This window comes from Paraburkholderia sp. NPDC080076 (assembly GCF_050281145.1).
Classification (GTDB): domain Bacteria; phylum Pseudomonadota; class Gammaproteobacteria; order Burkholderiales; family Burkholderiaceae; genus Paraburkholderia.
The window spans coordinates 355365-378372 of record NZ_JBNNWQ010000006.1 but is presented as its reverse complement, the minus strand read 5'-3'; the positions used below and the strand labels follow the sequence as shown (position 1 = coordinate 378372).

General features: G+C 62.1%; 17 protein-coding genes. 7 read left to right on the top strand and 10 right to left on the bottom strand.

Annotated features, from left to right (window positions below; genetic code table 11):
* The first annotated feature begins 58 nt into the window (after positions 1-58).
* From ACQKRQ_RS25545 to ACQKRQ_RS25535, 3 genes are all read left to right on the top strand, one after another.
* On the top strand, positions 59-3658 hold the full coding sequence (locus tag ACQKRQ_RS25545; RefSeq protein ID WP_427480215.1) for an indolepyruvate ferredoxin oxidoreductase family protein: 3600 nt from the start codon (positions 59-61) through the stop codon (positions 3656-3658).
* Positions 3655-4587: a branched-chain amino acid transaminase gene (locus ACQKRQ_RS25540; RefSeq protein ID WP_427480213.1), complete on the top strand. Its 933-nt coding sequence runs from the start codon at positions 3655-3657 to the stop codon at positions 4585-4587. Before ACQKRQ_RS25545 ends, ACQKRQ_RS25540 begins: the two co-directional genes overlap by 4 nt.
* A gap of 67 nt (positions 4588-4654) precedes the next feature.
* Positions 4655-5092 (top strand): acyl-CoA thioesterase, encoded by a 438-nt coding sequence (locus ACQKRQ_RS25535; RefSeq protein ID WP_427480211.1) that lies wholly within the window; start codon positions 4655-4657, stop codon positions 5090-5092.
* Between the two features lie 124 nt (positions 5093-5216).
* On the opposite strand, the gene ACQKRQ_RS25530 is transcribed toward ACQKRQ_RS25535, so the two are convergent.
* Positions 5217-6725: a pyridoxal phosphate-dependent decarboxylase family protein gene (locus ACQKRQ_RS25530; protein ID WP_427480210.1), complete on the bottom strand. Its 1509-nt coding sequence runs from the start codon at positions 6723-6725 to the stop codon at positions 5217-5219.
* Between the two features lie 296 nt (positions 6726-7021).
* Entirely contained in the window at positions 7022-8572 is a 1551-nt protein-coding gene (locus ACQKRQ_RS25525; RefSeq protein ID WP_427480208.1) for an alpha/beta fold hydrolase, read from the bottom strand.
* 118 nt (positions 8573-8690) lie between these two features.
* Between ACQKRQ_RS25525 and ACQKRQ_RS25520 the strand changes: the two genes are divergently transcribed.
* Positions 8691-10073: an FAD-dependent oxidoreductase gene (locus ACQKRQ_RS25520; RefSeq protein ID WP_427480206.1), complete on the top strand. Its 1383-nt coding sequence runs from the start codon at positions 8691-8693 to the stop codon at positions 10071-10073.
* 175 nt (positions 10074-10248) lie between these two features.
* Here the strand turns inward: ACQKRQ_RS25520 and ACQKRQ_RS25515 are convergent, their stop codons facing one another.
* A complete protein-coding gene (locus tag ACQKRQ_RS25515; protein WP_427480204.1) occupies positions 10249-10476 on the bottom strand; it encodes a hypothetical protein in 228 nt (75 codons plus the stop codon).
* 3 nt (positions 10477-10479) lie between these two features.
* Here ACQKRQ_RS25515 and ACQKRQ_RS25510 point away from each other — a divergent pair, with 3 nt between their 5' ends.
* On the top strand, positions 10480-11838 hold the full coding sequence (locus ACQKRQ_RS25510; RefSeq protein WP_427480203.1) for a hypothetical protein: 1359 nt from the start codon (positions 10480-10482) through the stop codon (positions 11836-11838).
* A gap of 474 nt (positions 11839-12312) precedes the next feature.
* Here the strand turns inward: ACQKRQ_RS25510 and ACQKRQ_RS25505 are convergent, their stop codons facing one another.
* The 7 genes from ACQKRQ_RS25505 to ACQKRQ_RS25475 all read right to left on the bottom strand — a co-directional run bounded on the left by ACQKRQ_RS25505 (position 12313) and on the right by ACQKRQ_RS25475 (position 20871).
* Complete coding sequence (locus ACQKRQ_RS25505) at positions 12313-13956, bottom strand: FGGY-family carbohydrate kinase (RefSeq protein WP_427480201.1); 1644 nt, start codon at positions 13954-13956, stop codon at positions 12313-12315.
* Positions 13957-14054: 98 nt separating this feature from the next.
* Complete coding sequence (locus ACQKRQ_RS25500; protein WP_132380975.1) at positions 14055-14783, bottom strand: SDR family oxidoreductase; 729 nt, start codon at positions 14781-14783, stop codon at positions 14055-14057.
* Between the two features lie 207 nt (positions 14784-14990).
* Positions 14991-16274 carry a sugar ABC transporter permease gene (locus tag ACQKRQ_RS25495; RefSeq protein WP_427480199.1) on the bottom strand — a complete coding sequence of 428 codons (1284 nt, stop codon included), beginning with the start codon at positions 16272-16274 and terminating at the stop codon, positions 14991-14993.
* Positions 16271-17092: an ATP-binding cassette domain-containing protein gene (locus ACQKRQ_RS25490; RefSeq protein ID WP_132380977.1), complete on the bottom strand. Its 822-nt coding sequence runs from the start codon at positions 17090-17092 to the stop codon at positions 16271-16273. The genes ACQKRQ_RS25495 and ACQKRQ_RS25490 overlap by 4 nt, the downstream gene beginning before the upstream one ends.
* Before the next feature lie 90 nt (positions 17093-17182).
* Positions 17183-18187, bottom strand: coding sequence for an ABC transporter substrate-binding protein (locus ACQKRQ_RS25485; protein ID WP_243658462.1), 1005 nt, complete (start codon positions 18185-18187; stop codon positions 17183-17185).
* Positions 18188-18479: 292 nt separating this feature from the next.
* Positions 18480-19445 (bottom strand): helix-turn-helix domain-containing protein, encoded by a 966-nt coding sequence (locus ACQKRQ_RS25480; RefSeq protein ID WP_408180915.1) that lies wholly within the window; start codon positions 19443-19445, stop codon positions 18480-18482.
* A 172-nt stretch (positions 19446-19617) separates the two neighbouring features.
* Positions 19618-20871, bottom strand: coding sequence for an AraC family transcriptional regulator (locus ACQKRQ_RS25475; protein ID WP_427480304.1), 1254 nt, complete (start codon positions 20869-20871; stop codon positions 19618-19620).
* Between the two features lie 95 nt (positions 20872-20966).
* On the opposite strand from ACQKRQ_RS25475, the gene ACQKRQ_RS25470 reads away from it, so the two are divergent.
* Entirely contained in the window at positions 20967-21737 is a 771-nt protein-coding gene (locus tag ACQKRQ_RS25470; RefSeq protein ID WP_427480197.1) for an enoyl-CoA hydratase/isomerase family protein, read from the top strand.
* Positions 21738-21739: 2 nt separating this feature from the next.
* Positions 21740-22969 carry a CaiB/BaiF CoA transferase family protein gene (locus ACQKRQ_RS25465; protein ID WP_132380985.1) on the top strand — a complete coding sequence of 410 codons (1230 nt, stop codon included), beginning with the start codon at positions 21740-21742 and terminating at the stop codon, positions 22967-22969.
* Positions 22970-23008 lie beyond the last annotated feature (39 nt).

Here is a 23008-nt window from a genome sequence, read left to right as displayed (position 1 = left end):
CGTTGGAAATTCCGCTTCCTATACTCCGCTTCCATTAAAAGCCGCCGGAGACCTCACCATGAACGCCCCGCTAACGTCCCCGCTACGTGACGCGCTTGCCGACGTATCGCTCGACGACAAATACACGCTCGAAAAGGGCCGCGTTTATATGAGCGGCACTCAGGCGCTGGTGCGGCTGCCTATGCTGCAGAAGGCGCGCGACCGCCGCGCCGGCCTCAACACGGCGGGCTATGTGTCCGGCTATCGCGGCTCGCCGCTCGGCGCGCTCGATCAGGGCCTATGGAAAGCAAAGACTCATCTGAAGGAACACGACGTCGTGTTTCAACCGGGGGTTAATGAGGACCTTGCGGCGACTGCCGTGTGGGGCACGCAGCAGCTCAACCTCTGGCCGGGCGCGAAGGTCGACGGTGTCTTCGGCATGTGGTACGGCAAGGGGCCGGGTGTAGATCGCACCGGCGACGTCTTCAAGCACGCGAATTCGGCCGGCACCGATCCGAACGGCGGCGTGCTGGTGCTGGCGGGCGACGACCATGCGGCGAAGTCCTCGTCGGTCGCGCATCAATCCGAGCACATGTTCGTGGCAAGCGGCATTCCGGTGCTGTATCCGGCAAGCGTACAGGAGTATCTCGACTATGGTCTGCACGGCTGGGCTATGAGTCGCTACGCAGGTCTGTGGGTTGCGATGAAATGCGTGACGGACGTGGTCGAGTCAAGCGCGTCGATCGACATCGACCCGGACCGTTTGCAGATCGTCCTGCCCGACGACTTCGACATGCCCGAAGGCGGCCTGAATATCCGCTGGCCCGACCCGCCGCTGGCACAGGAGGCGCGTCTGCTCAACTACAAGTGGTACGCGGCGCTCGCCTACATTCGCGCGAACAAGCTCAACCGCGTGGTGATCGACAGCCCCACTCCGCGCCTTGGCATCATGACCGCGGGCAAGGCGTATCTCGACGTGCGGCAGGCGCTCGCCGACCTCTCGCTCGACGACGAAACCTGCGCGCGCATCGGCATTCGCGTGCTGAAGGTGGGTTGCGTATGGCCGCTCGATGCGCAGAACGCGCGCGACTTCGCAACCGGGCTCGACGAGATTCTGGTGGTCGAAGAAAAACGCCAGATTCTCGAATATGCGCTCAAAGAGGAACTCTATAACTGGCGCGACGACGTGCGCCCAAAGGTGTTCGGCAAGTTCGATCAGCGTGAGGACGAAGGCGGCGAATGGTCCGTGCCGCGCGGACAGACTTTACTGCCCGCGCACTACGAACTGTCGCCCGCCTTGATCGCGAAAGCGATCGCCCGGCGCCTCGCCAAAGCCGATCTGCCTGCCGATCTGCGAGCGCGAATCGATGCGCGCGTGGCCGTGATCGAAGCCAAGGAGCGTGAGGCTGCCACGCCGCGTTCCGTGCCGGAGCGGCAGCCGTGGTTCTGTTCGGGCTGCCCGCACAACACGTCGACACGCGTGCCGGATGGCTCGCGCGCACTGGCCGGCATTGGCTGTCACTACATGTCGATGTGGATGGACCGCAAGACGGAGACCTTCAGCCAGATGGGCGGCGAAGGTGTCGCGTGGACCGGCCAGATGCATTTCACGAATGAGCGCCACGTGTTCGTCAATCTGGGCGACGGCACCTATTTCCATTCGGGTCTGCTAGCGATTCGCGCCTCCATTGCGGCAGGCGCAAACGTCACCTACAAGGTGCTCTACAACGATGCGGTCGCGATGACCGGCGGCCAACCGGTGGACGGTGTGCTCACCGTCCCGCAGATCGCGTTTCAGGTCGTTGCCGAGGGCGCGAAGCACGTGCTGATCGTGACCGACGAGCCGGAGAAATACGACGCGAACATTCGTCTCCCCGAAGGAGTGACGGTCTATCACCGCGACGAACTCGACCGGTTGCAGCGCGAGTTGCGCGAAGTGGCCGGTACATCGATTCTGATCTACGACCAGACCTGTGCGACCGAAAAACGCCGGCGCCGCAAACGCGGTACGTATCACGATCCAGCGAAGCGCGCCTTCATCAATGACGCAGTGTGCGAAGGCTGTGGCGATTGCTCGGTGCAATCGAACTGCCTGTCTGTCGAGCCGCTGCAAACGTCGCTCGGCACCAAGCGCAAGATCAATCAATCGTCGTGCAATAAAGACTTTTCGTGCGTGAACGGCTTCTGTCCGAGTTTCGTTACGGCTGAAGGCGCACAGGTGAAAAAGCCCGCTAAGCACGCATCCGCAGCCGCGTTGCCCGATTTCGCGGCACTGCCCCGGCCCGCGATTGCTTCGTTATCCAAGCCGTATGGCGTGCTGGTGACCGGTGTCGGTGGAACCGGCGTCGTGACGATCGGCGGCTTGCTTGGCATGGCGGCTCACCTCGAACACAAGGGTGTCACCGTGCTCGATATGGCTGGGCTCGCGCAGAAAGGCGGCGCTGTGCTCAGCCATGTGCAGATCGCCGCGGCACCGGACCAACTGCACGCCACGCGGATCGCGGCCGGTGAAGCGCGCCTGGTCCTCGGCTGCGATGCGATCGTTTCCGCTTCCGCTGAAGTGCTGGCACGCACGCAACGCGGAGTGACGAAAGCGGCGATCAACAGCGGCGCCACGCCGACCGCACAGTTCGTGCGGGATCCGCACTGGAGTTTTCCGGCCGATCAGACACGACAGGATCTGCGCGCGAGCATCGGCGACGACTGCGACTTCATCGACGCCAATCGTCTCGCGCTCGCACTGTTAGGCGATACGCTCTATGCAAATCCCCTGTTGCTCGGCTTTGCCTGGCAACGCGGCTGGCTGCCGCTCAGCTACGAAAGTCTCGATCGCGCGATCGAACTGAATGGCGTGGCCGTCGAAAAGAATCGTCTGGCGTTCGAATGGGGCCGCTACGTCGCGCAGCACAATGAAGCCGCCGTGGAGGATTTTACGCCGCTCGCCGGCAAGCAGCAGGCCATCGTCGTGCAGATGCCCGAATCGCTGGACCGACTGATCGAGCGCAACGTCGAGCGGCTGAGTGTCTATCAGAACCCGCGTTATGCGGCGCGCTATGTTGCAGCCGTCGAACGGCTGCGCGAGAAGGAAGCGGCTGTTGTGCCGGGGTCGAAGCCTCGGCTCACGCCGGTGGTCGCGCGCAATCTCGCGAAACTGATGACCTATAAGGACGAGTACGAAGTGGCCCGTCTGTATGCGGACCCGGCCTACATGGACAAGCTGCGCGCGCAGTTCGAAGGCGAGCCGGGTCGCGATTACAAGCTCGCGTTCCATCTCGCGCCGCCATTGCTCGCCAAACGCGACGAACACGGCCGGCTGAAAAAGCAACGATTCGGGCAATGGATGCTCACGGCATTTCGCGTGCTCGAAAAACTCAGGTTCCTGCGTGGCACTGCGTTCGACGTATTCGGCAAGACGGAGGAACGGCGCAATGAACGTGAGCTGATCGAACAGTACTTCGCGCTGGTCAACGAGTTCTGCGCAACGCTCGACATCGCCCGATTCGATGCGGCGCTGAAGCTCGCCGATCTGCCGGGCGAGATTCGCGGCTTCGGTCACGTCAAGGAGCGCAACGTGCTCGCCGCGGCACCGAAGCGCGAACGCTGGCTTGCCGAATACCGGGCCGATGCGGACAGCACGCCGCCCGTTTCATCCTCTCAATCTTTCGAAAAAGCGTTATGAAAACGACTATGCATGACCGTGACGGCGTGATCTGGCTAGATGGCGAACTGGTGCAGTGGCGGGACGCGCAACTCCACTTTCTGACTCATTCGCTCCACTATGGCATGGCGGTATTCGAAGGCGTCAGGGCATACGAGACCGCCGCGGGTCCCGCGATCTTCCGGCTCGACGAGCACACGAAAAGACTCTTCAATTCCGCAAAGATCTTTGAAATGGCTGTGCCTTTCAGCGCGGAGACGATTCGCGAGGCGCAACTGGAAGTGGTGCGCCGCAATCAGCTGACCGCGTGCTATCTGCGGCCTCTCGTATGGCTCGGCAGCGAACAGATGGGCCTCGGTGCGCGCGGCAACACGGTTCACGTCGGGATCGCAGCGTGGCCTTGGGGCAGCTATCTCGGCGAGGAGGGACTCGTGCGCGGCATTCGTGTCAAGACATCGTCGCTATCGCGTCACCATGTGAATGTGTCGCTGGTTCGCGCCAAGGCGAGCGGCTACTACATCAACTCGATTCTGGCCAATCGCGAAGTCACCCGTAACGGTTACGACGAGGCGCTGCTGCTCGACACGGAAGGCTATGTGTCCGAGGGCGCGGGTGAAAACGTTTTCATCGTGCGAAATGCTGTGCTGTATACGCCGGACCTTGCCTCGTGCCTCGACGGCATCACACGCGCGTCGGTCATTGAAATCGCGCGGGATCAGGGCCTTCAGGTCGTCGAAAAACGCATTACGCGCGACGAAATGTACTGCGCCGACGAAGCCTTTTTTACGGGCACGGCAGCCGAGCTGACGCCCATTCGTGAACTCGACGATCGCGTGATCGGCAACGGAGAGCGTGGACCGGTCACCGCAAAGCTGCAGGACACGTTCTTCGCCGCGGTCGCCGGCAAATCGGAACGCTACGCACACTGGCTGACGCACGTGGTCCGCTGAACGCGATATTTGCCAGGAGCCGGGCGCTATCGTGCCGCTCCCGGCTCACTTACGACACGAGACCGCCATGCCCGCCTCCTCATCCTCGGAACGCCTTCCCGCCCACGCGATGCCCGTGCTGCGCGTCGTGCCCCAACCGTCGAGCGCCAACGTACACGGCGATGTCTTCGGCGGCTGGATCATGTCACACGTCGACATCGCCGGATCGATTCCCGCCAGCCGGCGCGCGAACGGCCGTGTCGTCACCATCGCCGTCAATTCGTTCACGTTCAGACAGCCCGTTTTTATCGGCGACCTGTTGAGCTTCTACGCAGAAATCGTGCGCGAGGGACGTACGTCGATCACCGTCAACGTGGAGGTCTTCGCTCAACGCATGGGCATGGCGGCCGACGTCGTCAAGGTGACGGAAGCTACCCTCACCTTTGTAGCCACCGACTCAGCGCGAATGCCACGCCCTTTGCCACCCATCGACCCCGCTTCCACGTCAACGCTGAACTACTCGTAACGGGCATTGGCCTCCGAAAGACGAGCGTTGCCTGATCGGCCATAGCCGAACGATGCCGAGGTTCCGGAGGCGCATATTGATTCTGCCTTCAACGCCGAAGCGGAGCGAGACTCGAACAAACAAGTCAGGCGGTGCGGCTTGCACTCACAATCTGGTGCCCAAGCCGAACGATTTCATTGACCAGCAGATCCAGGTCATCGCGGCGGGTGCGGTGGTTGCATATCGCTACCCGCAGGCAATGCACTCCGTGCACCGTCGTGTCGGACAAGGCCGCGATGCCCGCTTCCTGTAGCCGCAGCATGATCTCAATGTTGAGCGCCTTCAATGCTCCCTCTTCCACCCCCTCCGGACGATATCGGAAGCATACGATGTTGATATTCGTTGGCGCGACCAGTTCGAGAAGGGGCTCGGCCTTGATCAGGCCGCTGAGGTAGCGACCCTGTGCGATGTTCTGATCGATCAGGCGACCAAACTTCTCGACTCCATGCTCTTTTAGTGCCATCCAGACCTTCAGCGCACGGAAACCTCTCGTCGTCTGCAGTCCGTACTCATACAGCCAAGGGGCCGACGCGATTCCGCGCGGCGTCGGCTCCAGATATTCCGGTGTCACCGCGAACGCGCCTCGATGGGCAGAGGCGTCGCGAACCAGGGCGCAGCCGACTTCAAACGGTGCGTGCAACCACTTGTGAGGATCGAGCGCGATGGAATCCGCCCGCTCGATTCCTGCAACGCGATTTGCATTTTCGGGAGCGATCGCAATCAGCGCGCCGATGCATCCGTCAATGTGCAACCAGAGGTTCTCTTCGGCGGCCAGATCCGCCAGCGCCATCAGATCGTCGATCGCGCCGGTATTAACTGTCCCCGCTGTCGCTATCACGCAGGCAGGCTGAAATCCCGCCGCCCGATCCTCTGCGATCGCAACGCGCAGGGCGGCGAGATCGATCCGTAGTTCGGCATCTGTCGGGATGCATCGCAGCGCTCGGTTTCCCATGCCTAGCGCCTCCATGGCCTTTCGGTGGCAGCTGTGGATCTGGTCCGAGCCATAGAAACGCAAGGGCCGCTCCATGGCGGCGACACCATGCTCGCGCACGTCGATGCCGGCCTTGGCGTTGCGCGCCACTGTCAAGCCAATGATATTGGCCATTGAGCCACCGCTCACCAATGTGCCGCTGGCCGAAACAGGAAAACCGATCATCTCCTTGCACCAGTTGACCACTTGCCGATCCATCAGGGCAGCAGCATGATTGCCGCCACCAAGGTTAGAGCCCTGAATTGCCGCCAGGAAATCTCCCAGTGCACCGGTGAAGTTGCTTGCCCCCATATACCAGGACCAAAAGCGCGGATGCACGTTGCCCAGCGGATAGGGCAACAGGTTCTCGGCAAGCTCGTGATAGATCCCTTCCACCGGCGACGCCGACCGTGGCAGCGCTTGCTCGAATAAGGCTGTGACATCCGCCGGCATGTTTCGCCACACCGGCCGGCTGCGGACGTCGCGCAGGTAGTCAACCGCATCGTCGATGATCTGGTGGGAAAGTGTCCGCAGCCCTGTCCAATCGTCCGGATCGAGCGTTTCCTCGAAGCGCGGCTGGACTCCGGGGAAAGCGTGCGAACCAGCGGCATCTTTCTTATCCATCACGGCACCTGTTCGATCAAGGAGTAGCGTGTTCGTGTCGCGATAGCCATGCTCAGGAGCGCAGGCCCGGTCGGCACAAGTCCGGCGATCTGACAACCTCGGGAGAGATGAGCCGTTCAACAAGAATAATCCCAAAAGGCCGCTTCCGAGAAGACGGACATTCAACGCGCGGTTGTCACCGCAGTCGAACGGTTACATCGTCGGATAACGCGATTCAGTGGCGCTGCGTAGGTAGGTTTCATCTGAATCGCACTTTGCCTTGCGCTGATATATTGGCCTGCATCTCTCGGTCGCAGTCACCCCGCGAGCCTGCCGACAAATTGCTTGATGTTGTCCAGGACGGGTTGCTGGTCGCCCGCGAAGACCCAGTGATCGGCACCGCCGAGTTCGACGAATCGCGCCTGCGCGATGTGGCTGGCGAGATGCCGGCCGGCGCCGATGCGAACGGCGCGGTCGCCGTGGCGGTGGAGCACCAGAGTCGGAACGGAAATTCGGCCCAGGAGATGCCGCACATCCATATCGCGCAACGCCTCGAGCACGCCCTTGATGGCTCCCGGGCTCGACGCGGCCCGCAGCAAGCCTGCCCACCAGGCTCTCGCCTGCGAATCGCAGGAGAGGCTCGGCGCGAATGTTTCGATACCGGCAGGACCGCCCCAGACGGCGACGAGCTGCCGCAGCCACGCGTCGTACTGGCTAGCCTGCAGCGCGTGCGGATAGTCGGATGCCGCGCTCCCCTTCGCCAACGAGCCGAAGAGAACGAGGCCGGCGACACGGTCGGGGTGATCAGCGGCAAATTTGATGCATGCCGGTCCGCCCTCGGACGCGCCGAACAGAACGACCCGGCGGCTGCCAGCGGCGTCAAGCACGGTGCCGATGTCCTGCGCGGTCGCGTCGACGCTCGGATTGAACCCGACCCGGTCGGAAAGCCCGATGCCGCGACGATCGAGCAGGACAAGACGGCCCATCTCAGTGAGCGCGGACAGGAACGCCCGGCACCGGGGCTCCTCCCAGACCCGTTCGACGTGGGACACGAAACCGGGGAGCACCAAGATATCAACGCGGCCGGCACCATAGGTCTGGAACGCGAGATGGACGCCGCCACCGCTGACGTAACGCGTCGACGGCGGGTCCTCGATGGGTAACGTCGCGCCCGCATCGAGCAGCGCGCGGGTCTCGGATTCGGGGGCTACATTGAGCTCGTCGTGAAGGCGCTGCGTCAGGGCCTCGAGGTGCCGCTGGGCTGTGGCCCGGTCTCCGGCGAGCAGAAGGTTGCGGATGAGGTGCCGGCCGTACACTTCGCTGAGCGGATCGAGCTCAACAAGACGGCCGGCATGGGCGGCCGCGGTCATGTACTCACCGGCCGCATTCTTGTCGTGCACCAGTCGCTCGAGCGCCTGGATCGCCCGGCCCCGCAAGGCCTCCCGGCGAAAAAAAGCCCACTCGTCGAACTGCGGGCAGTCGCCGGGCGAAAAACCTTCGAGAAAGTCGCCGGGATAATGACGGCAGGCCCGCTCGAACTCGCCGCGGTCGCAGGCTTGCTCGAACAGCTGGGAATCCAACTGCAGGTCGATCGCTGATGACCATCGAACCGTCGACCGGTCGGTGGCGAGAACGTCGCCGCCAAGCGTGAGCTGGAGGCGATGCAACAGACGCCTCAGCCGCGCCCGTACAACCTCTTCGCGGCCTTCCGGCCACAACATCGCGGCGAAGACGTCACGCCCGACTGAGCCGTTCGCTTCGGCCAGGTAGACCAGCAGGGCCAGGCCCTTGCGCAGGGGCAGCTGACACAGCCGGCCGTCCCGACGGATCTCCGGAAATCCAAGCGTCCGCACGCTGAACAGAGCCATGGCGAGGCGACCCTCAATGACGGCGTCCGGGGGACGCTCAGGGGACGAAGCAATCCTACCATTCCCCGCAAGCGATGGTCACTGGACTCATTGCGACGGATTGAACTGGAGGATTGCCATGAAGAACCTGGGCGAGCATGCGATCGTGATCGGCGCCAGCATGGGTGGGCTCCTGGCCGCCCGCGTGCTGTCGGATTTCTATACCACAGTCACCTTGCTCGAACGCGATGCGTTTCCGGCAGCAGACACACCGCGCAAGGGCGTGCCACAGGGTCGTCATACCCATGGGCTCCTTGCGCGCGGCAGCGCGGTACTCGAGGAATTCTTCCCGGGATACAACGCCGAGGTCGTTGCCCAAAGCGGCGGCTTGATCGGTGATGTCGCCAACGATGTGATCTGGATAGGTCGCAACGTCAGGCTTGCTAACGGCACGAGCGACCTGATCGGTCTGCTTGCGAGCCGTCCCGTGCTCGAAGGCCATCTACGCCGACGGCTCCTCGGATTGCCGAACGTGCGCGCCATAGAAAGTTGCGCTGTGCGTGGCCTTGCCACCGACCCCGTTTGCAGGAGCGTGACCGGTGTGCGCATATGTGTCGAGGGCAAGCCGGAAGAGACCATCAACGCGGACCTTGTCGTTGATGCGACTGGCCGTGGCTCATCCAGTGCGGCGTGGCTTGAAGCACTCGGCTACCAACCTCCCGCCAATGAGAAGGTCGAGATTGGCATCTGCTACACGACCCGTACCTATCGACGTCGGCCTACTGATCTTGACGGCAAGCACGGTATTGTTGTCGCCGGTAGTGCGCCGAACTGGCGCAATGGTGTCCTGCTCGCGCAGGACAACGACAGCTGGATCGTCAGTGCCGGCGGTTTTCTCGGCGACGACGCACCGGACAACGACCAGGGCTTTCTCGCGTATCTGGCGACGCTGCCGACCATGGAGATTCACGACGTTGTCGCAAGAGCGGAACCGCTAACCGATTACAAGCACTACCGCTACGCCTGCAGCCTGCGCCGGCGGTACGAGAAGCTTGCACGCTTCCCCGGGAACTACCTGGTTTTTGGTGACGCCATCTGCAGCTTCAATCCGGTCTACGGGCAGGGCATGACCGTCGCGGCAGAGGAAGCGCTGACGCTGCAGCGGTGCCTGCGCGCGGGCTCGAATGAGCTTGCGCGTCGATTCTTCCGGGCGGCCGCGAAGATCGTCGATATTCCGTGGGACATCGCCGTTGGCAACGACCTCCGCCATCCACAGGTCAAGGGCGCGCGCCCGCCGATGCTACGTTTCATCAACTGGTACATTGGCAAGCTTCACCTTGCCGCGACGCGCGACAGCACGCTGGCGACGGCGTTTCTGAAGGTTGTCAACCTGATGATGCCGCCGTCGTCGCTGCTCAGCCCTGCGATCGCCAGGCGGGTCTGGCAGGGCAACCGGAAGCCTGTGCTATCGGCTCCCTCGCCCGCAATCGAAGCAGCAAGGCGAAATAGCGCATCGTCGTGAGCTGGCATCACGGTGTTGACCGGCGCAAGCGTCTAACGCGCGCTCGTCACGAACGTTTGCCACGGCCGACAAGCGTAAGGCGATCTCGCGCGAGCGAATGGCCGTTGGACTTTTGCAAGCGGTCGTTGCCGGTCGCGATGACGAACAGCACTTGAGGGTCGAGAAGGCTCATTCGTCAATAACGAAAGCCGACACTCGCCGACACCTGGCCGCGAATGTCGGCAAAGCGACCTGCAACGGCCGCACGTTCCTGATCGGCCACGAAGGTCGCCGGGCACAAGGCCGTCAGCATCCGGGTCGTCAGAACGGCAATTTTTTGGATGATGGATGACAACTCCGACGACAGTCTCCCCTCCCTTATAATCCCCGCATTGACAGTGATTTCATCGGCGGAGAGCCCCACTTTATGAGTCAGCCAAATGGGCGATATCCGGGATCGCGAGGCAAGGGTCCGCGTCAATCGCGCCAACCCTCAAATACGACATCCCACCGACAGAACAAGCCATACGTAAAAACGCCGCCCGCGCGAGACCCAGCCCAGACGGCATCCATTTTCAAAACGCGTTCGTTTAAATGGCTTGTCGACGCGGTGGGCGCGGAGAACATCGCACTGGGACTCGAATCCAACCTGGCGCGCGTGGCCGAGTTGATCAACGGCGAGAGATTCACACCCGAGACGGCTTTCCACATCGAAACGACGCTCGGTCTACCCGACGGGTTTTTCGATCAACCCAATCCTGCGCTCACTTCCGAAACGATCAGTCGTTTGAGGGCGCCGCTCAACTTTATTCGCGCGAATGCTGAGCCAGAATCGGCGGACGGGCAGCCAGTGGAACCGGCTCCTGCTGTACTGGCGAATCACCACCCTACCCCCACTGACCGTTTGCCCAGGAAATCAGAAATGCCAAAGAGAACCGATGGCGACTCGCCACAGGCGGTCGCGAAGCGCAACCCTGCAGCGGCAAGAACTGCCACGGCTCCCTCGTCGAAACCGGCATCAGCGAAAGCCAAAGCGTCCATGAAGTCCGGGGCCCAGCAATCCTTGCCGTTGACCGACGTGGCGGCTCTGCAAAACATTCGTCGCGCCAACCTGCACGTACTAACGTCCCGTAAGGGATCGAAGGTGCGGCTCAGCGCAGTAGTGAATATCAGCGCCTCCAATCTGGACAATCGTCTGTATGGACAGAAGCGCATGGACGACGCTGAAGCCAACCGTTTCACCGAACGCCTTGGGTTGCCGACTGCCTGGCTGGACGTTCCGCGTTCAGTCTCAGACATTCCTGAGTCTGTCTCGGCTCTGCTTGATCCGCTGTCGGGTCGATCTGCACCTGATCAGCAGGAGCTTCCTGCCGCGAAAAGGCCGGAAGCGGTGGTGGCAAGAAAATCCGCGACAAGAAAGGCAAAAGCCGCGAGCAACCGACACGCCCAACCGCCCCAGGCGGATCACCCCAGCGGCAGCGTCGTTACGAAGGCAGTCGTGGAGCAACAGGATCCGGGACTTCCGCATGCCTCCGATCTGGCAATCCAGCAAACTGTCGACAGCGATTTCCCGCCGTCCGCCTCCCACCAGCAACCTGCGGCGGCTTCCATCACAGAGGTCATCGCGGAGCCGCGCCGTTCTGCTCCCGTGACCAGCCTTGGCGATCTGATCGGTATTGAGCCGATCGCCGAGGCGCTGATCAAGACGCTCGCAGGTAAGGCACGAACGGGTCGTCTTGACGAAATGAAAGCGCTGGAACTATTGCGACAGATCGTGTCGCTCTGACCTGAACGGGAGTTGACCGGAATTTTGCGGCGGGCGCGCTGCCGGGTTCGCCCTTGATTTCAATGCATTTTGTGACGGCAAGTTGATCCTGGCTTGATGCGGACTGCGAGGCGGTCCCGCTAAAATACCTCACCAAATCAGGCGCTTCCTGTCTGCCGTTTGCCCCCTTCCCGTTTTGCTCGCTCCGCCGAAGTTTTCGCATGCCGGAGTGACGCCTGCCCTGCACTCGGCGTGCGGAACTCTAGTCGTGTCGAGCCGATGGAGATTATTGCCGTTCAAGCTAACCGCCGTTGCTTCGCATCCAGGTCAGCGACGCCCGGCAGCAAATGATGCGCAATGCATCCGATCGGGAAATCGAACGTTCCGCGCAGGTTGATACTTTCGAGATCTGCCAGCGGCACGACCTCGATCTTTTCCCGATTGACATGAATTCAATCATTGATCTCTCTGGCAAACGCGGACTGAACGTCGGGCCTAGCGAATTTCCCTGGCCACGGTCTGCAACTGCCTGAAGGCGCGATACCGCGCCTCGTGCAATGCCGCAATGTCACCCGTGTCCGACTCGTAGATCCTACCGATCTGCGACATTCTGGCCATCGCCGAGCGTACGTCGTCGAACAGGCCGCCAGCCACGCCGCCCAGGATCGCCGCGCCCAGCAGCACGGGCTCTTCCGCCCGCGTCGCAAGCACGGGCTTTCCCGTCGCATCGGCGAGCAGTTGCCGAACGAGATCGAGTCGCCCCGCGCCGCCGCTGATCACCACCCGCTCGATCGGTGCGCCGGCCATCGCCTGTGCTTCGATGATCTGGCGAAGGCCGTAACCGATACTGCAAATGCCGGCAATGTAGAGGGCGACCAGACTGTTCAGGTCGTCCTCCATTCCAAGGCCCGCAATCACGGCTCTTGCGTGTGGGTCGGCCAGCGGGGCACGGTTTCCCAGAAACTCCGGGACGACATGCAGGCCGTTGGCCAGCAACGCCGCGCCCGACAGGCTGTCCGCCGCCTGCGCCGCGAGACCGGCGAGCATCACCGGCAGCGGGTGGCCCTCGTGCTCTGCGCGACGTCGGACGTCTGGGGCAGCGGGGTGCATCGAAAGCAGTCGTTCGATCGCCGCGCCCGCTACCGATTGGCCGCCCTCGTTGAGCCATGCATCCGGCACCATCGCCGAAAAATAAGGCCCCCACACGCCGGGCACGAAGACCGGACTGCGGGTCGTGGTCATCGTGCACGATGAGGTGCCGAAGACGTACGCGAGGCAGGACTCGGGCTCGCCGTCGGCGCCGACCGTGCCGATCCCCCCGGCATGGGCATCGATCACGCCCGTGGCGACCGGCGTTCCGGTTCGCAGGCCGAGCTGCGCGGCGGCGTCTTCGGTCAGTCCGCTGCCCAACGGCGTACCCGGGTCGACGACCGTCTGGCCGATGCGCGCAAAAGCCTCGTCCGCCAGCACGCCGAGGCCGATGCTCCGAAAGTAACTCTCGTCCCAGCGCCGCTCGTGCGCCAGATAAGTCCATTTGCAGGTGACCGTGCAGGTGGATCTCGACAGATCCCCGGTCGCGCGCCAGGTCAGGAAGTCGGTCAGGTCGAAAAACTGCCACGCCGCCTCGAACACGCCAGGCCTGTTTTCGAGGAGCCACAGCAGCTTCGGTGTTTCCATTTCCGGCGAGATCTTGCCGCCGACAAACTTCAGCACCTCGTGGCCCGTCGTATTGATGCGCTCCGCCTGTGCCACGGCGCGGTGATCCATCCAGACGATGATGTCGCGCTCGGCTTGCTCGGAAGGGCCCACGGGCAGGGGCCGGCCGCCCTCGCCCAGCACGACGAGCGAGCAGGTGGCGTCGAAGCCGATGCCGGCGACCTGATCGGGCGAGACGGCGGCCTGCGACAGCGCATCCTTCACGGAATCGCAGACGGCGGTCCAGATTTCGCCGCTCGACTGTTCGACGATGGAGCCGCTTGCATGGAACAGTGTGATGTCACGCCTGGCCGAGGCCACCATGCGACCGGCAAGGTCGAAGATTCCAGCCCGGGCGCTGCCCGTGCCCACATCCACACCGATGACATGGAGCGCATCGCGCGTGCTGTCTGTCGCGCCGGAGGTCGAGTTTTCTGATGTCATAGCTCGCTGCCTGGTCACTGTCTGCTCATTGCCTTTTTGGGGGAGGCGTTCCATGTTGACGGCGAGCAACACGACCGCGCCCGCGTCTGGCACGCATTTCAGAGATCGACATTGTTTGGAAGAATCACGAGATCGCGGATGGTCACGTTGCGCGGCCGCGTCAGCATGAAGAGCACCGCATCGGCGACCTCCCTGGCCTGCATCAGGCTACCCGAAGCGAGCGCTTCGTCCATCTTCGCCTTCGGCCAGTCGTCGAGCAGTGCGGTGACGACCGGGCCCGGGGCCACCGCGCCGACCCGCACACCATGCTTGGCGAGCTGGCGCCGGGTCGTGTGGACAAAGGCCTGCACCGCAAATTTGGACGCGGTGTAGATCGGCTCCCACACGACCGGGACGATGCCTGCGATAGAACTGGTAAAGATAATGTCACCCGATTTCTGCGCGACCATGTGCGGCAGCACGGCGTGGACCGATCGGAACGCGGCATTGACGTTCAGGTTCAGTACGCGATCCCACTCGTCCGGATTTCCATCCACGACATCGCCGCCGACGTAGGCGCCGGCGTTGGCATGGAAGATATCGAGGCCGCCGGCCAGCTCGAGGATTCTCGGCAGCATCGCGGACACCTCCGACGGCTGCAACAGATCCACGGCCAGCGGCAGTGCGTTCGGCCCCAGTTCTGCGCACAGTTGCACGAGCCTGTCTTTCGCACGGTCGATCAGAACGACCTTTGCGCCTTCCGCGAGCAGGGTGCGCGCGCACTCCAAGCCGATGCCCGATGCCGCGCCCGTGATGGCGGCAACTTTTCCTTTCATGGATTCACTCATTGACTGCTCTCCTGTGTCGACCGGAGTTAGCGCTTTAGCGCTTACTTCGGTCCCATGCGGTTTGATGGCGGTCGACCGGAGTTAGCGCTTTAGCGCTTACTCCGGTCCCATGCGTTTGATCGCGGTCGACCGGAGTTAGCGCTTTAGCGCTTATTCCGGTCCCATGCAACCCCGGTCCCGTGCAAAACGATTGCTGGACTGTTCGAATTACGCGCGACCATGCGAGACGCGGGACTGCCGGGCAAGCGAGTCGACGATCACCGCGATCGCCAGCACCGCGCCGGTGATCATGAAGCGCAGTGAGGACGACAGGTTCAGCAGCGTCAGGCCGCTGGCGATAGACTGGATCACGATAATGCCCAGTACTGCGGAATACGCGCTGCCTCGGCCGCCGAACAGGCTGGTGCCGCCGATCACGGCCGCTGCAATGGCGTTCAGGTTCACGTCGCCGGTGCCGGCCTGCTGACTGGCCGAGGCGAGCCGTGCCGCGGTCAGCACGCCGCCGAGTGCGGCGAGACTGGCGCACAGTACGAAGGCGCTGGTGTAGATGGCGCCGACATTGATACCTGCCCGTCTCGCAGCCTCGTGATTACCGCCGACCGCGTTCATCGACCGGCCCCAGCGCGTCCTCGTTAGCGCATAGTCCATCGCGACCGAGAGGCCGAGGAAGATGCCGAACATCAGTGGAACGCCACGTCCCTGGTTGAGGTAGGCAACCACAACCTCCAAAAGTACGGTAATGGCCAGGGCGCGCACACAAAGACTGCCCACCGAGGGCGCCGAGAGATTGGATGCGCGGCGGCGCTCACGCGTGCGCAGCCCGATCACCAGCATCACGACACCGGGCACCAGCGCAAAGAGGTACGAAACGACAGCCGGGATGATGATGAGTTGCCCGAGGTTCACCATCGTCGAACCATAGGGGAGGTTGATCGACCCGGTAGCACCTAGCACATACAGCTGCATCCCGAGGATCGCGAGCAACCCGGCTAACGTCGCGACGAAGCTCGGCATGCCGAGCCGGTTGAGCAGAAACGCGTACAGGGCGCCGACCACCGCACCGACGACGACCGCGGCGACGATGGCCAGCAGCACCGGCCAGCCGTGGTTGACCCAGAGCATTCCGACGAGGGCCGAAGCAAAGCCGCTCATCGAACCCACCGACAGGTCGATCTGCCCCACCATCAGCACGCAGACGATCCCCAGCGAGATCACGCCGACCGTCGAGCAGTCGAACAGCAGGTTGACCAGGTTGTCGGCCGAGAGGAACACCGGGTTCAGGCTGGTGAACACAGTCCAGATGATGATCAGGCCCGCGACGACCGGCAGCGATCCCAGATCGCCCGAGCGCACCCGCTCGACGAAGGCGGCCACGGTACCGCCGACTCCGGTGGCGTGCTTGACGCGGACATCGCTGCGGTCGAGCAGCGTGGACGGCTGTGGCGCACCTTGCGGTTCAGGCTGCGAGCCGCCTTGAATATCGTTGCTCATGACGGTTCCTTAGTCTGGGTGCCCTGTTCGGCCTGGCGTCGGCCGGCGCGACGCGACACGGCGTTCTCCGTGGCGCCGGTGATCGCGGCCACCAGTTCCTGATTCGAGGAATCGGGATAGAAGACGCCATTGTTGCGGCCCAGCCGCAGCACCACGATCCGGTCCGCCACGGCGCGAACGTCCTCCATGTTGTGGCTGATCATGATCACCGCGTGACCGCGGTCGCGCACCCGCTCGATCAGATTCAGCACCTCGGCGGTCTGCGCCACGCCCAAGGCTGCCGTCGGCTCGTCGAGCATGATCAGCTTCGGGTCCAGCAGCAGCGAGCGCGCAATTGCGACGGTCTGGCGCTGGCCGCCCGAGAGCGACGCGACCACATCGCGCACGCTCGGAATACGCGCCGACAACTCGTTCAGCAGCGTCCAGGCCTTCACCTCCATCGCGACCTCGTCGAGGCGCAGCGGATTCAGCTCGCGCCCGAGGTAGATGTTCGCGACGACGTCGAGGTTTTCGCACAACGCCAGGTCCTGGAACACGGTGGCGATGCCGAGATCGAGCGCCGCGCCCGGATTGGACAGCGTGACCTCCTTGCCGCCGAAGGTAATGGTGCCGGCGCTGGGTTGATGGACCCCGGCTAGAACTTTCACCAGCGTCGATTTGCCGGCTCCGTTGTCGCCCACCAGGGCGACCACTTCGCCGGCATGCACGTCGAGCTCGATGTCCGTCAAAGCCGAGACCGCTCCGAAGTGCTTCGAGACGCCGCGCAGGCTCAGCACCAGTTCGCCGCGCCTGGATCGTGTCGTGGAGTTGTCAGTCATGGGACGGATACCTCATTGAGAGTAGAGGGACCCGGCACGAGCCGGGTCCGTCGGGCGTTTGCGCCGCATTTGCGTCGGGTATGCGCCGGATCAGTAAGTGATTCCCAGCTTCTTGCATCCTTCGGCATACCGATCAGTACACAGATCCTTGCCGCTCGCGAACCCCTTGTCGACAACTTCCGCCTTGAGGTTCTTCGCCGTGATGACCGCCGGCTTGAAGAGCTGGGACGGCGTATTGAAGAGCGTCGTTTCAGCCTTCGGCGTCTGCCCGGAAAGGAAGCCGACGGCCACCTTCGCCGCTGCGGCGGCGACGATCTCGCTCGGCTTGAGGATTGTGTTGTACTCGTCGCCCGCGATGATCAACTGCAATCCCGCGAGCGTCGCGTCGTTGCCGGTCACGGGGGGCACCGGGTTGACGCCGGCTGCCTTGAAGGCCGCGACAGCCCCGCCGCCCGTGCCATCGTTAGCGGCCACGACACCGACAATCTGCGAGCCGAAGCGCGTGATCTGCCCGCTGACCCACTGCTGCGCCTTCGGGGGCGCCCAGTCCGGTGTGTCGTACTCGGCCAGCGTCTTGTAGCCGCTCCCCTGCAGTCCGGCGTGGATGCCCTTCTTGATCAGTCCCGCGGCCGCGTCGGTCGGCGAACCGTTGACCTCGAGCACGCCGCCCTTGGTGGTCGGCACGCCCGTTTCCTTCAGGTGCTGGACGAGTGACTCCGCGATGGCCTTGCCGATGCCTTCGTTGTCGAACGAAACGTAGTAGTTGGCCGGCGTCGAGGGCACGGGCCGGTCATAGGCGATAACCTTGATACCCTGGCCCTGCGCCATGTGGACCAACGACGCGGCGGCCGTCGAGTCGACCGGGTCGAGGACGATCACCTTGGCGCCTTGCGCGATCACCGAGTTGAACTGCTGCTGCTGCGTCGAGACATCGGCATTGGCATTCTGGTAGAGGACCTTGCAGTCGGGGCAGAGCTTGCTCATTTCGGCTTTGAAGCCGGGGAAGTCATGCTGTTCGTAGCGGGTCGACGCCTGGTCGGGCATCAGAAAGGCGACCGTGCCACTGGGGGCGGCCAGTGCCGCCGTGTTGCTCAACAAGCTCAGGCTCAGGGCGCTAGCGCCGATTAGTTGGTTCGAAAGTCGGGTCATCGAATGTCTCCATTATTAGAAAAATTCCGGCGTAGCTGCTGCCGTGTCTGCGTCGCGAGTGAACTCCTTGTTGTAGTTTTTCGTCGTTGCTAGCGGCTTCCAGACCAATGCCCATCACCTGCCTCACTTGCGTTGGCCCGATCATGGGAAAGTTGCCGCGTCGTGTTTCATATCCCATGTACTGCGCGATGTCTCCGTTCCACGGGCTCAAAGTGTTGCGCCTTTATTTATCGTGTAGTCATCGCCGGTCTTGCACAACTGCGGCATCAGGTGATTCAGCACCACTGGCAGCGTTGAGTTGTTGGTATGCGCGCCATCGCGAAGGCGACATGTCCTTAAGGGAAAGGAACTGGCGGTTAAAATTCGAGAGGTTATTAAAGCCGACCTGATAGCAGATATCGGTGATGTTCAGTTCACCCGACATCAGTAACTGACACGCGAGATTAATGCGCAGCCGGTTCACATAATGCACGAAAGGCACGCCGGTGTGCCGACGGAAGTATCGCGAGAAGGCGCTGACGCTCTGTCCCACAAGCTCGGCCAACTCCGTTTCGCGCAACTCTTGCGACAGGTTCTTGCCAATGTAGGAAAGCACGTGATTGATGCGCGCCTGCGCATAGCGCGCCGGGTCCGCACAATAAGCAGCACTCGCCAGTTTCACCGGCGCGACGCTTTGCACGAGCAAGTCAAGCAAAGCAAGAAACAACGTGATGCGCCGCATGCCTTTCGCGCCCAGCATCTCGCGCATGATCGGTTCAGCAGCCGCGCCCGTTTCCGGTGTGAACAGTACACCCCAACGCGATGCATCGAGTAACAACTCGACGCGTTTAAACTCCGGGAAAAGCTTGATTGCGCGCGTAACGAACTCTGCATCGAATTGCAGAATAAGACAGCGTTCATCCACACGGTCGCCCTGCGGCACATTGCTGACCCAGTTGTGCGGCAGATTCGATCCCACCATCACGAGATTGCCAGGCGCGAAATTGCCGATGTAATCGCCTACGAAGTATTTGCCCGTGGTCGACGTAATCAGCTGAATTTCGTATTCAGGATGGAAATGCCAGCGCACCGTGCGATAGGGATATCCATGGGACCAGATCTTGAACGACTCGTCGCGCGGTACGGCGACCAGTTCCAGATCCGGCTGAGCGATTTTGGCGTGGCGGGCATCGGTACGCGCCGTGACACCCAGCGTCGTGTGCATCTGTCTTCCTCCTGAGCCCATTCTGCTTTTGACAGTCGCATATGTCGCATTGCGTCCGCTATAACAGAAAGTTAGCCCCGCCTCGGACATCTCGCCACTGAAAATAAGACCGCGAACTGATACTTTATTGCATTGGGGTAAATCCGTACGCCATCAAGTGACAACGCTCCCCTCACCCATCCTGGCCCATTCCCTTCCGATACAGACTAGGTGAATTTCCAGTCCACTTCCTGAAAGACCGGCGAAAACTCGCCGCATCCGAGAATCCAATGCGCTCGGCGACCTGATCGATAGGAAGCCGCGTGTTCTCGAGAAATTCGATGGCGAGCGACCGGCGCACATCGTTCAACAAGGTTTGATACGAGTAGTTATCGTCGGCCAGCCGTCGATGCAAGGTTCGCAGTGACATGCCGAGTTGGGCGGCCATCTTCTCGGCGGATGGGAACACGCCCGGTGCGTTCAGGCAGGCCATGCGGATCTGCCTCGCCAGTTCGGGAATGCCATCGCGTTCTTCGAGAATACGATCACACAGTTGCTGGCAGATTTGCGCGGTAATCGGATTCGCATTCGGACACGGACGGTCCAGTACATGCACGTCGAAATGCCACTCCATCGTATCGGCGCCGAATTCCACGGGACAGTCGAACATTCTTTCGTAATTCCGCCAATGTGGCGGCGCCGGATACGCCATGACCATGCGCTTCGACGGAAAAGGCGCTTCCAGCACCCGGCTGAATAACACCGTCATCGAGCTTCGCCAGAATTCGGCGACAAACGGCAACATGTCGCCGAGCGATGCGAGCCCGTGACTGCTCAGAATGCCGGTATTGCCCTCGGTGGAATAGCGGATCTGCAAAACCGCGCCGGCCATCCTGACATTTTCGACGCTGAATTTCAGGGCGTCTCCAAAGGTCGTACTGCTGACCATGGCATAGCCATATATGCCGAAGTCACTGATCCTCTGACGCGCACCCGCGAGCAATCCAACATCGGCTCTTGTTGCAAGCCGTTGGGCGTTTCGATAAATGGCGAGGCGTTGACGATGCGAAATTCTCGCCTGCGAATCCTCCAACTGGTTCGCATGGACGCCCGTATTCGCGAACAGTTTGTTGACGGAAACGCCCTCCGCGGCCAGTTCGGCGGCGAGCGCGGCCAAGCCCAGAAGACTCTGCGTCGGCGCATCGAGATCCGGATGCAATGGCGTGATGATTTTCGGTGGTCGCACGATTTGTCTCACTCCAGTTGCGGACATGCTCGCACATTTTTCCGATCTTCGTCGAGCACGTTTGGCACAGTTTGACACGGCAATTGGCAGGGTTGGACGTTGTCGCTCAATGAGCTCGCTGAGATAGTAACCATCAACGGCGCATGCCGAAAAACAGATGGAGACAAGCCATGAAGCCCTCAGCCCACCCCGCTCCAGCACTAGTGACAACCCTGATCGGCGCTCATCCTGAAACCGTGGATGGCGCAATCGGTCCCGTCCATGCGGCGACGCAACACGACCTTGCAGAGAGAACCATGACCACAGTAAAGATTGAAATGGATGGCGCCGTCGGAATCGTTTCATTAGCCAAGCCACCGCACAACCTGATCGACGACGCGATGATCGCGGATCTGCTCGCCGCGTATCGCAACATAGTCGCCGAAGGTGCCCGCGCGATCGTGCTCAAAAGCGACATGCGGCACTTTTCCGCCGGTGCGGAAATGAGCTCATTTACCGATGGCAAGACGGTGATCCAGCACAACGCCGATAAATTCCTGGAGTTTCTCGACGTGCTGGAAAACGCACCGGTTCCGACAGTCGCAGCCGTTCACGGCGCCGCGCTCGGCGGCGGCCTCGAACTGGCGCTCACCTGCGACATGATCGTCGCCGCGGACACGGCCTACTTCGGCCAGGTCGAGAACATCGTGGGCCTGATTCCGCTGCTTGGCGGCACGCAACGACTCGTTCAGCGAGCGGGCGTCGTGCGGGCCAAGGAAATCGCGTTGATCGGACGGCGGCACCCGGCGGAAGCATTCGAACGCTGGGGCATCATCAATCACGTCGTGCCCGAAGCCGAACTCCAGAGCGCCACCATGTCGTTCGCCCGGCAACTGGCGGCGGGCCCGACCAAAGTCCTCCACGGCATCAAGCAACAGGCCAATCTCGCTGCCAACGGCGGCGTGCGCAGCGCAGACCTCGAACAGATCAACCTCAACAACATGATCTGGAAGACCGGCGATCGCGAACGAGGTTTCGCTTCGTTCTTTTCGACCGGACCCGCCACCGCCGAATTCAAGGGAGATTGATCATGTCAGCACCGCTCCAGGGCATTCGCGTGATTGATTTCACGCGAGTGCTGGCCGGACCGCATTGCACCAAAACGCTCCTCGATCTCGGCGCCACCGTGACCAAGATCGAGCCGCCTTCCGGCGATATCGGCCGCGTGAGCATGCCGCATATCGGCGACATGTCGCTGTATTACGTGCAGCAGAACGCCGGCAAGCGCAACGTGAGCCTCGATCTCAACTTCCCGGAGGCACGCTCGATCATGGTCGACATGTGCCGGGACGCGGACATCATCGTCGAGAATTTTCGCCCCGGGACGCTGAACCGGTTTGGACTCGGCTATGAGCAGGTGCGCGCTTTCAACCCTTCCGTGATTTATGCCTCTTTGAGTGGCTATGGACAATCGACGTCCTGGCGCAACCGTCCGGCGTTCGCGCCGACCGTGCAAGCCGAGTCGGGACTGACCGACATCGTCCAGCACCATTTCGGCGCTGCGCTCACCGAAGTCCGTAACGACGCATGCAGCCACGCCGACATGTACACAGGACTTCACGGCGTCATCGGCATTCTGGCCGCGCTTCAGCATCGCGCGCGAACCGGCGAGGGGCAGCACGTCGACGTCTCGATGGCCGCCACCATGCTATCGGTGAACGAACGCGTGGGCGCACAACTGTCGGAAATCGATACGGATGGCGAACCGATCATTCTCTCCGCGCCCGATTCACACATTTTCGATTTGCCCGATGGACGCCAACTCACCATCGCTGGCAGCCCGATCTACACGCCAATGTTTTCGCGTTACTGCGCGATGATGCGCCGCAACGATTTGCTGAGCGACCCCCGCTTCGGCACGGCGCTTTTGCGGCGGCAAAACATTGCTGATTTGCTGGCCGAAGTGCGCGCGTGGCTTCTCACCTTCAACGACCTGGATCAGCTCCAGACGCAGGTCAGCGAAGCGGGACTGGCCATTGGCGTGGTCCGGAGCGTCAACGAGTTCGCCGATTCCGAGTGGGTGCAGGAATGGGGTGCGCTAGTCGATGTCGACGACAGATCAGGCGGCACGACACGCATGCCCGGCGCGCCGTGGCATTTCAGCCAGTCTGAGTTGCCGCAGCCGGGCAGCCCTGCTTTCCAGGGCGAGCATAACGCCGAGGTGCTCTCCGAACGCAAGCTCAGCGCGGCGTTCATTCGGGATTTGCAGGAGCGCGGAATCCTTCTCAGCAGGCACAGCCCCACGCGCCCGTTCGACTGAACGTAGGTGCCATGACGCGAGCGGCTCGCGCCTTACCCC

Bases quoted from the DNA above. Each gene is read 5' to 3' on its own strand.
- ACQKRQ_RS25535 (WP_427480211.1), top strand. From the start codon at position 4,655: ATGCCCGCCTCCTCATCCTCGGAACGCCTTCCCGCCCACGCGATGCCC.
- ACQKRQ_RS25520 (WP_427480206.1), top strand. From the start codon at position 8,691: ATGAAGAACCTGGGCGAGCATGCGATCGTGATCGGCGCCAGCATGGGT.
- ACQKRQ_RS25510 (WP_427480203.1), top strand. From the start codon at position 10,480: ATGAGTCAGCCAAATGGGCGATATCCGGGATCGCGAGGCAAGGGTCCG.
- ACQKRQ_RS25530 (WP_427480210.1), bottom strand. From the start codon at position 6,725: ATGGATAAGAAAGATGCCGCTGGTTCGCACGCTTTCCCCGGAGTCCAG.
- ACQKRQ_RS25505 (WP_427480201.1), bottom strand. From the start codon at position 13,956: ATGACATCAGAAAACTCGACCTCCGGCGCGACAGACAGCACGCGCGAT.
- ACQKRQ_RS25490 (WP_132380977.1), bottom strand. From the start codon at position 17,092: ATGACTGACAACTCCACGACACGATCCAGGCGCGGCGAACTGGTGCTG.
- ACQKRQ_RS25480 (WP_408180915.1), bottom strand. From the start codon at position 19,445: ATGCACACGACGCTGGGTGTCACGGCGCGTACCGATGCCCGCCACGCC.
- ACQKRQ_RS25470 (WP_427480197.1), top strand. From the start codon at position 20,967: ATGACCACAGTAAAGATTGAAATGGATGGCGCCGTCGGAATCGTTTCA.
- ACQKRQ_RS25540 (WP_427480213.1), top strand. From the start codon at position 3,655: ATGAAAACGACTATGCATGACCGTGACGGCGTGATCTGGCTAGATGGC.
- ACQKRQ_RS25545 (WP_427480215.1), top strand. From the start codon at position 59: ATGAACGCCCCGCTAACGTCCCCGCTACGTGACGCGCTTGCCGACGTA.
- ACQKRQ_RS25495 (WP_427480199.1), bottom strand. From the start codon at position 16,274: ATGAGCAACGATATTCAAGGCGGCTCGCAGCCTGAACCGCAAGGTGCG.
- ACQKRQ_RS25525 (WP_427480208.1), bottom strand. From the start codon at position 8,572: ATGGCTCTGTTCAGCGTGCGGACGCTTGGATTTCCGGAGATCCGTCGG.
- ACQKRQ_RS25500 (WP_132380975.1), bottom strand. From the start codon at position 14,783: ATGAGTGAATCCATGAAAGGAAAAGTTGCCGCCATCACGGGCGCGGCA.
- ACQKRQ_RS25465 (WP_132380985.1), top strand. From the start codon at position 21,740: ATGTCAGCACCGCTCCAGGGCATTCGCGTGATTGATTTCACGCGAGTG.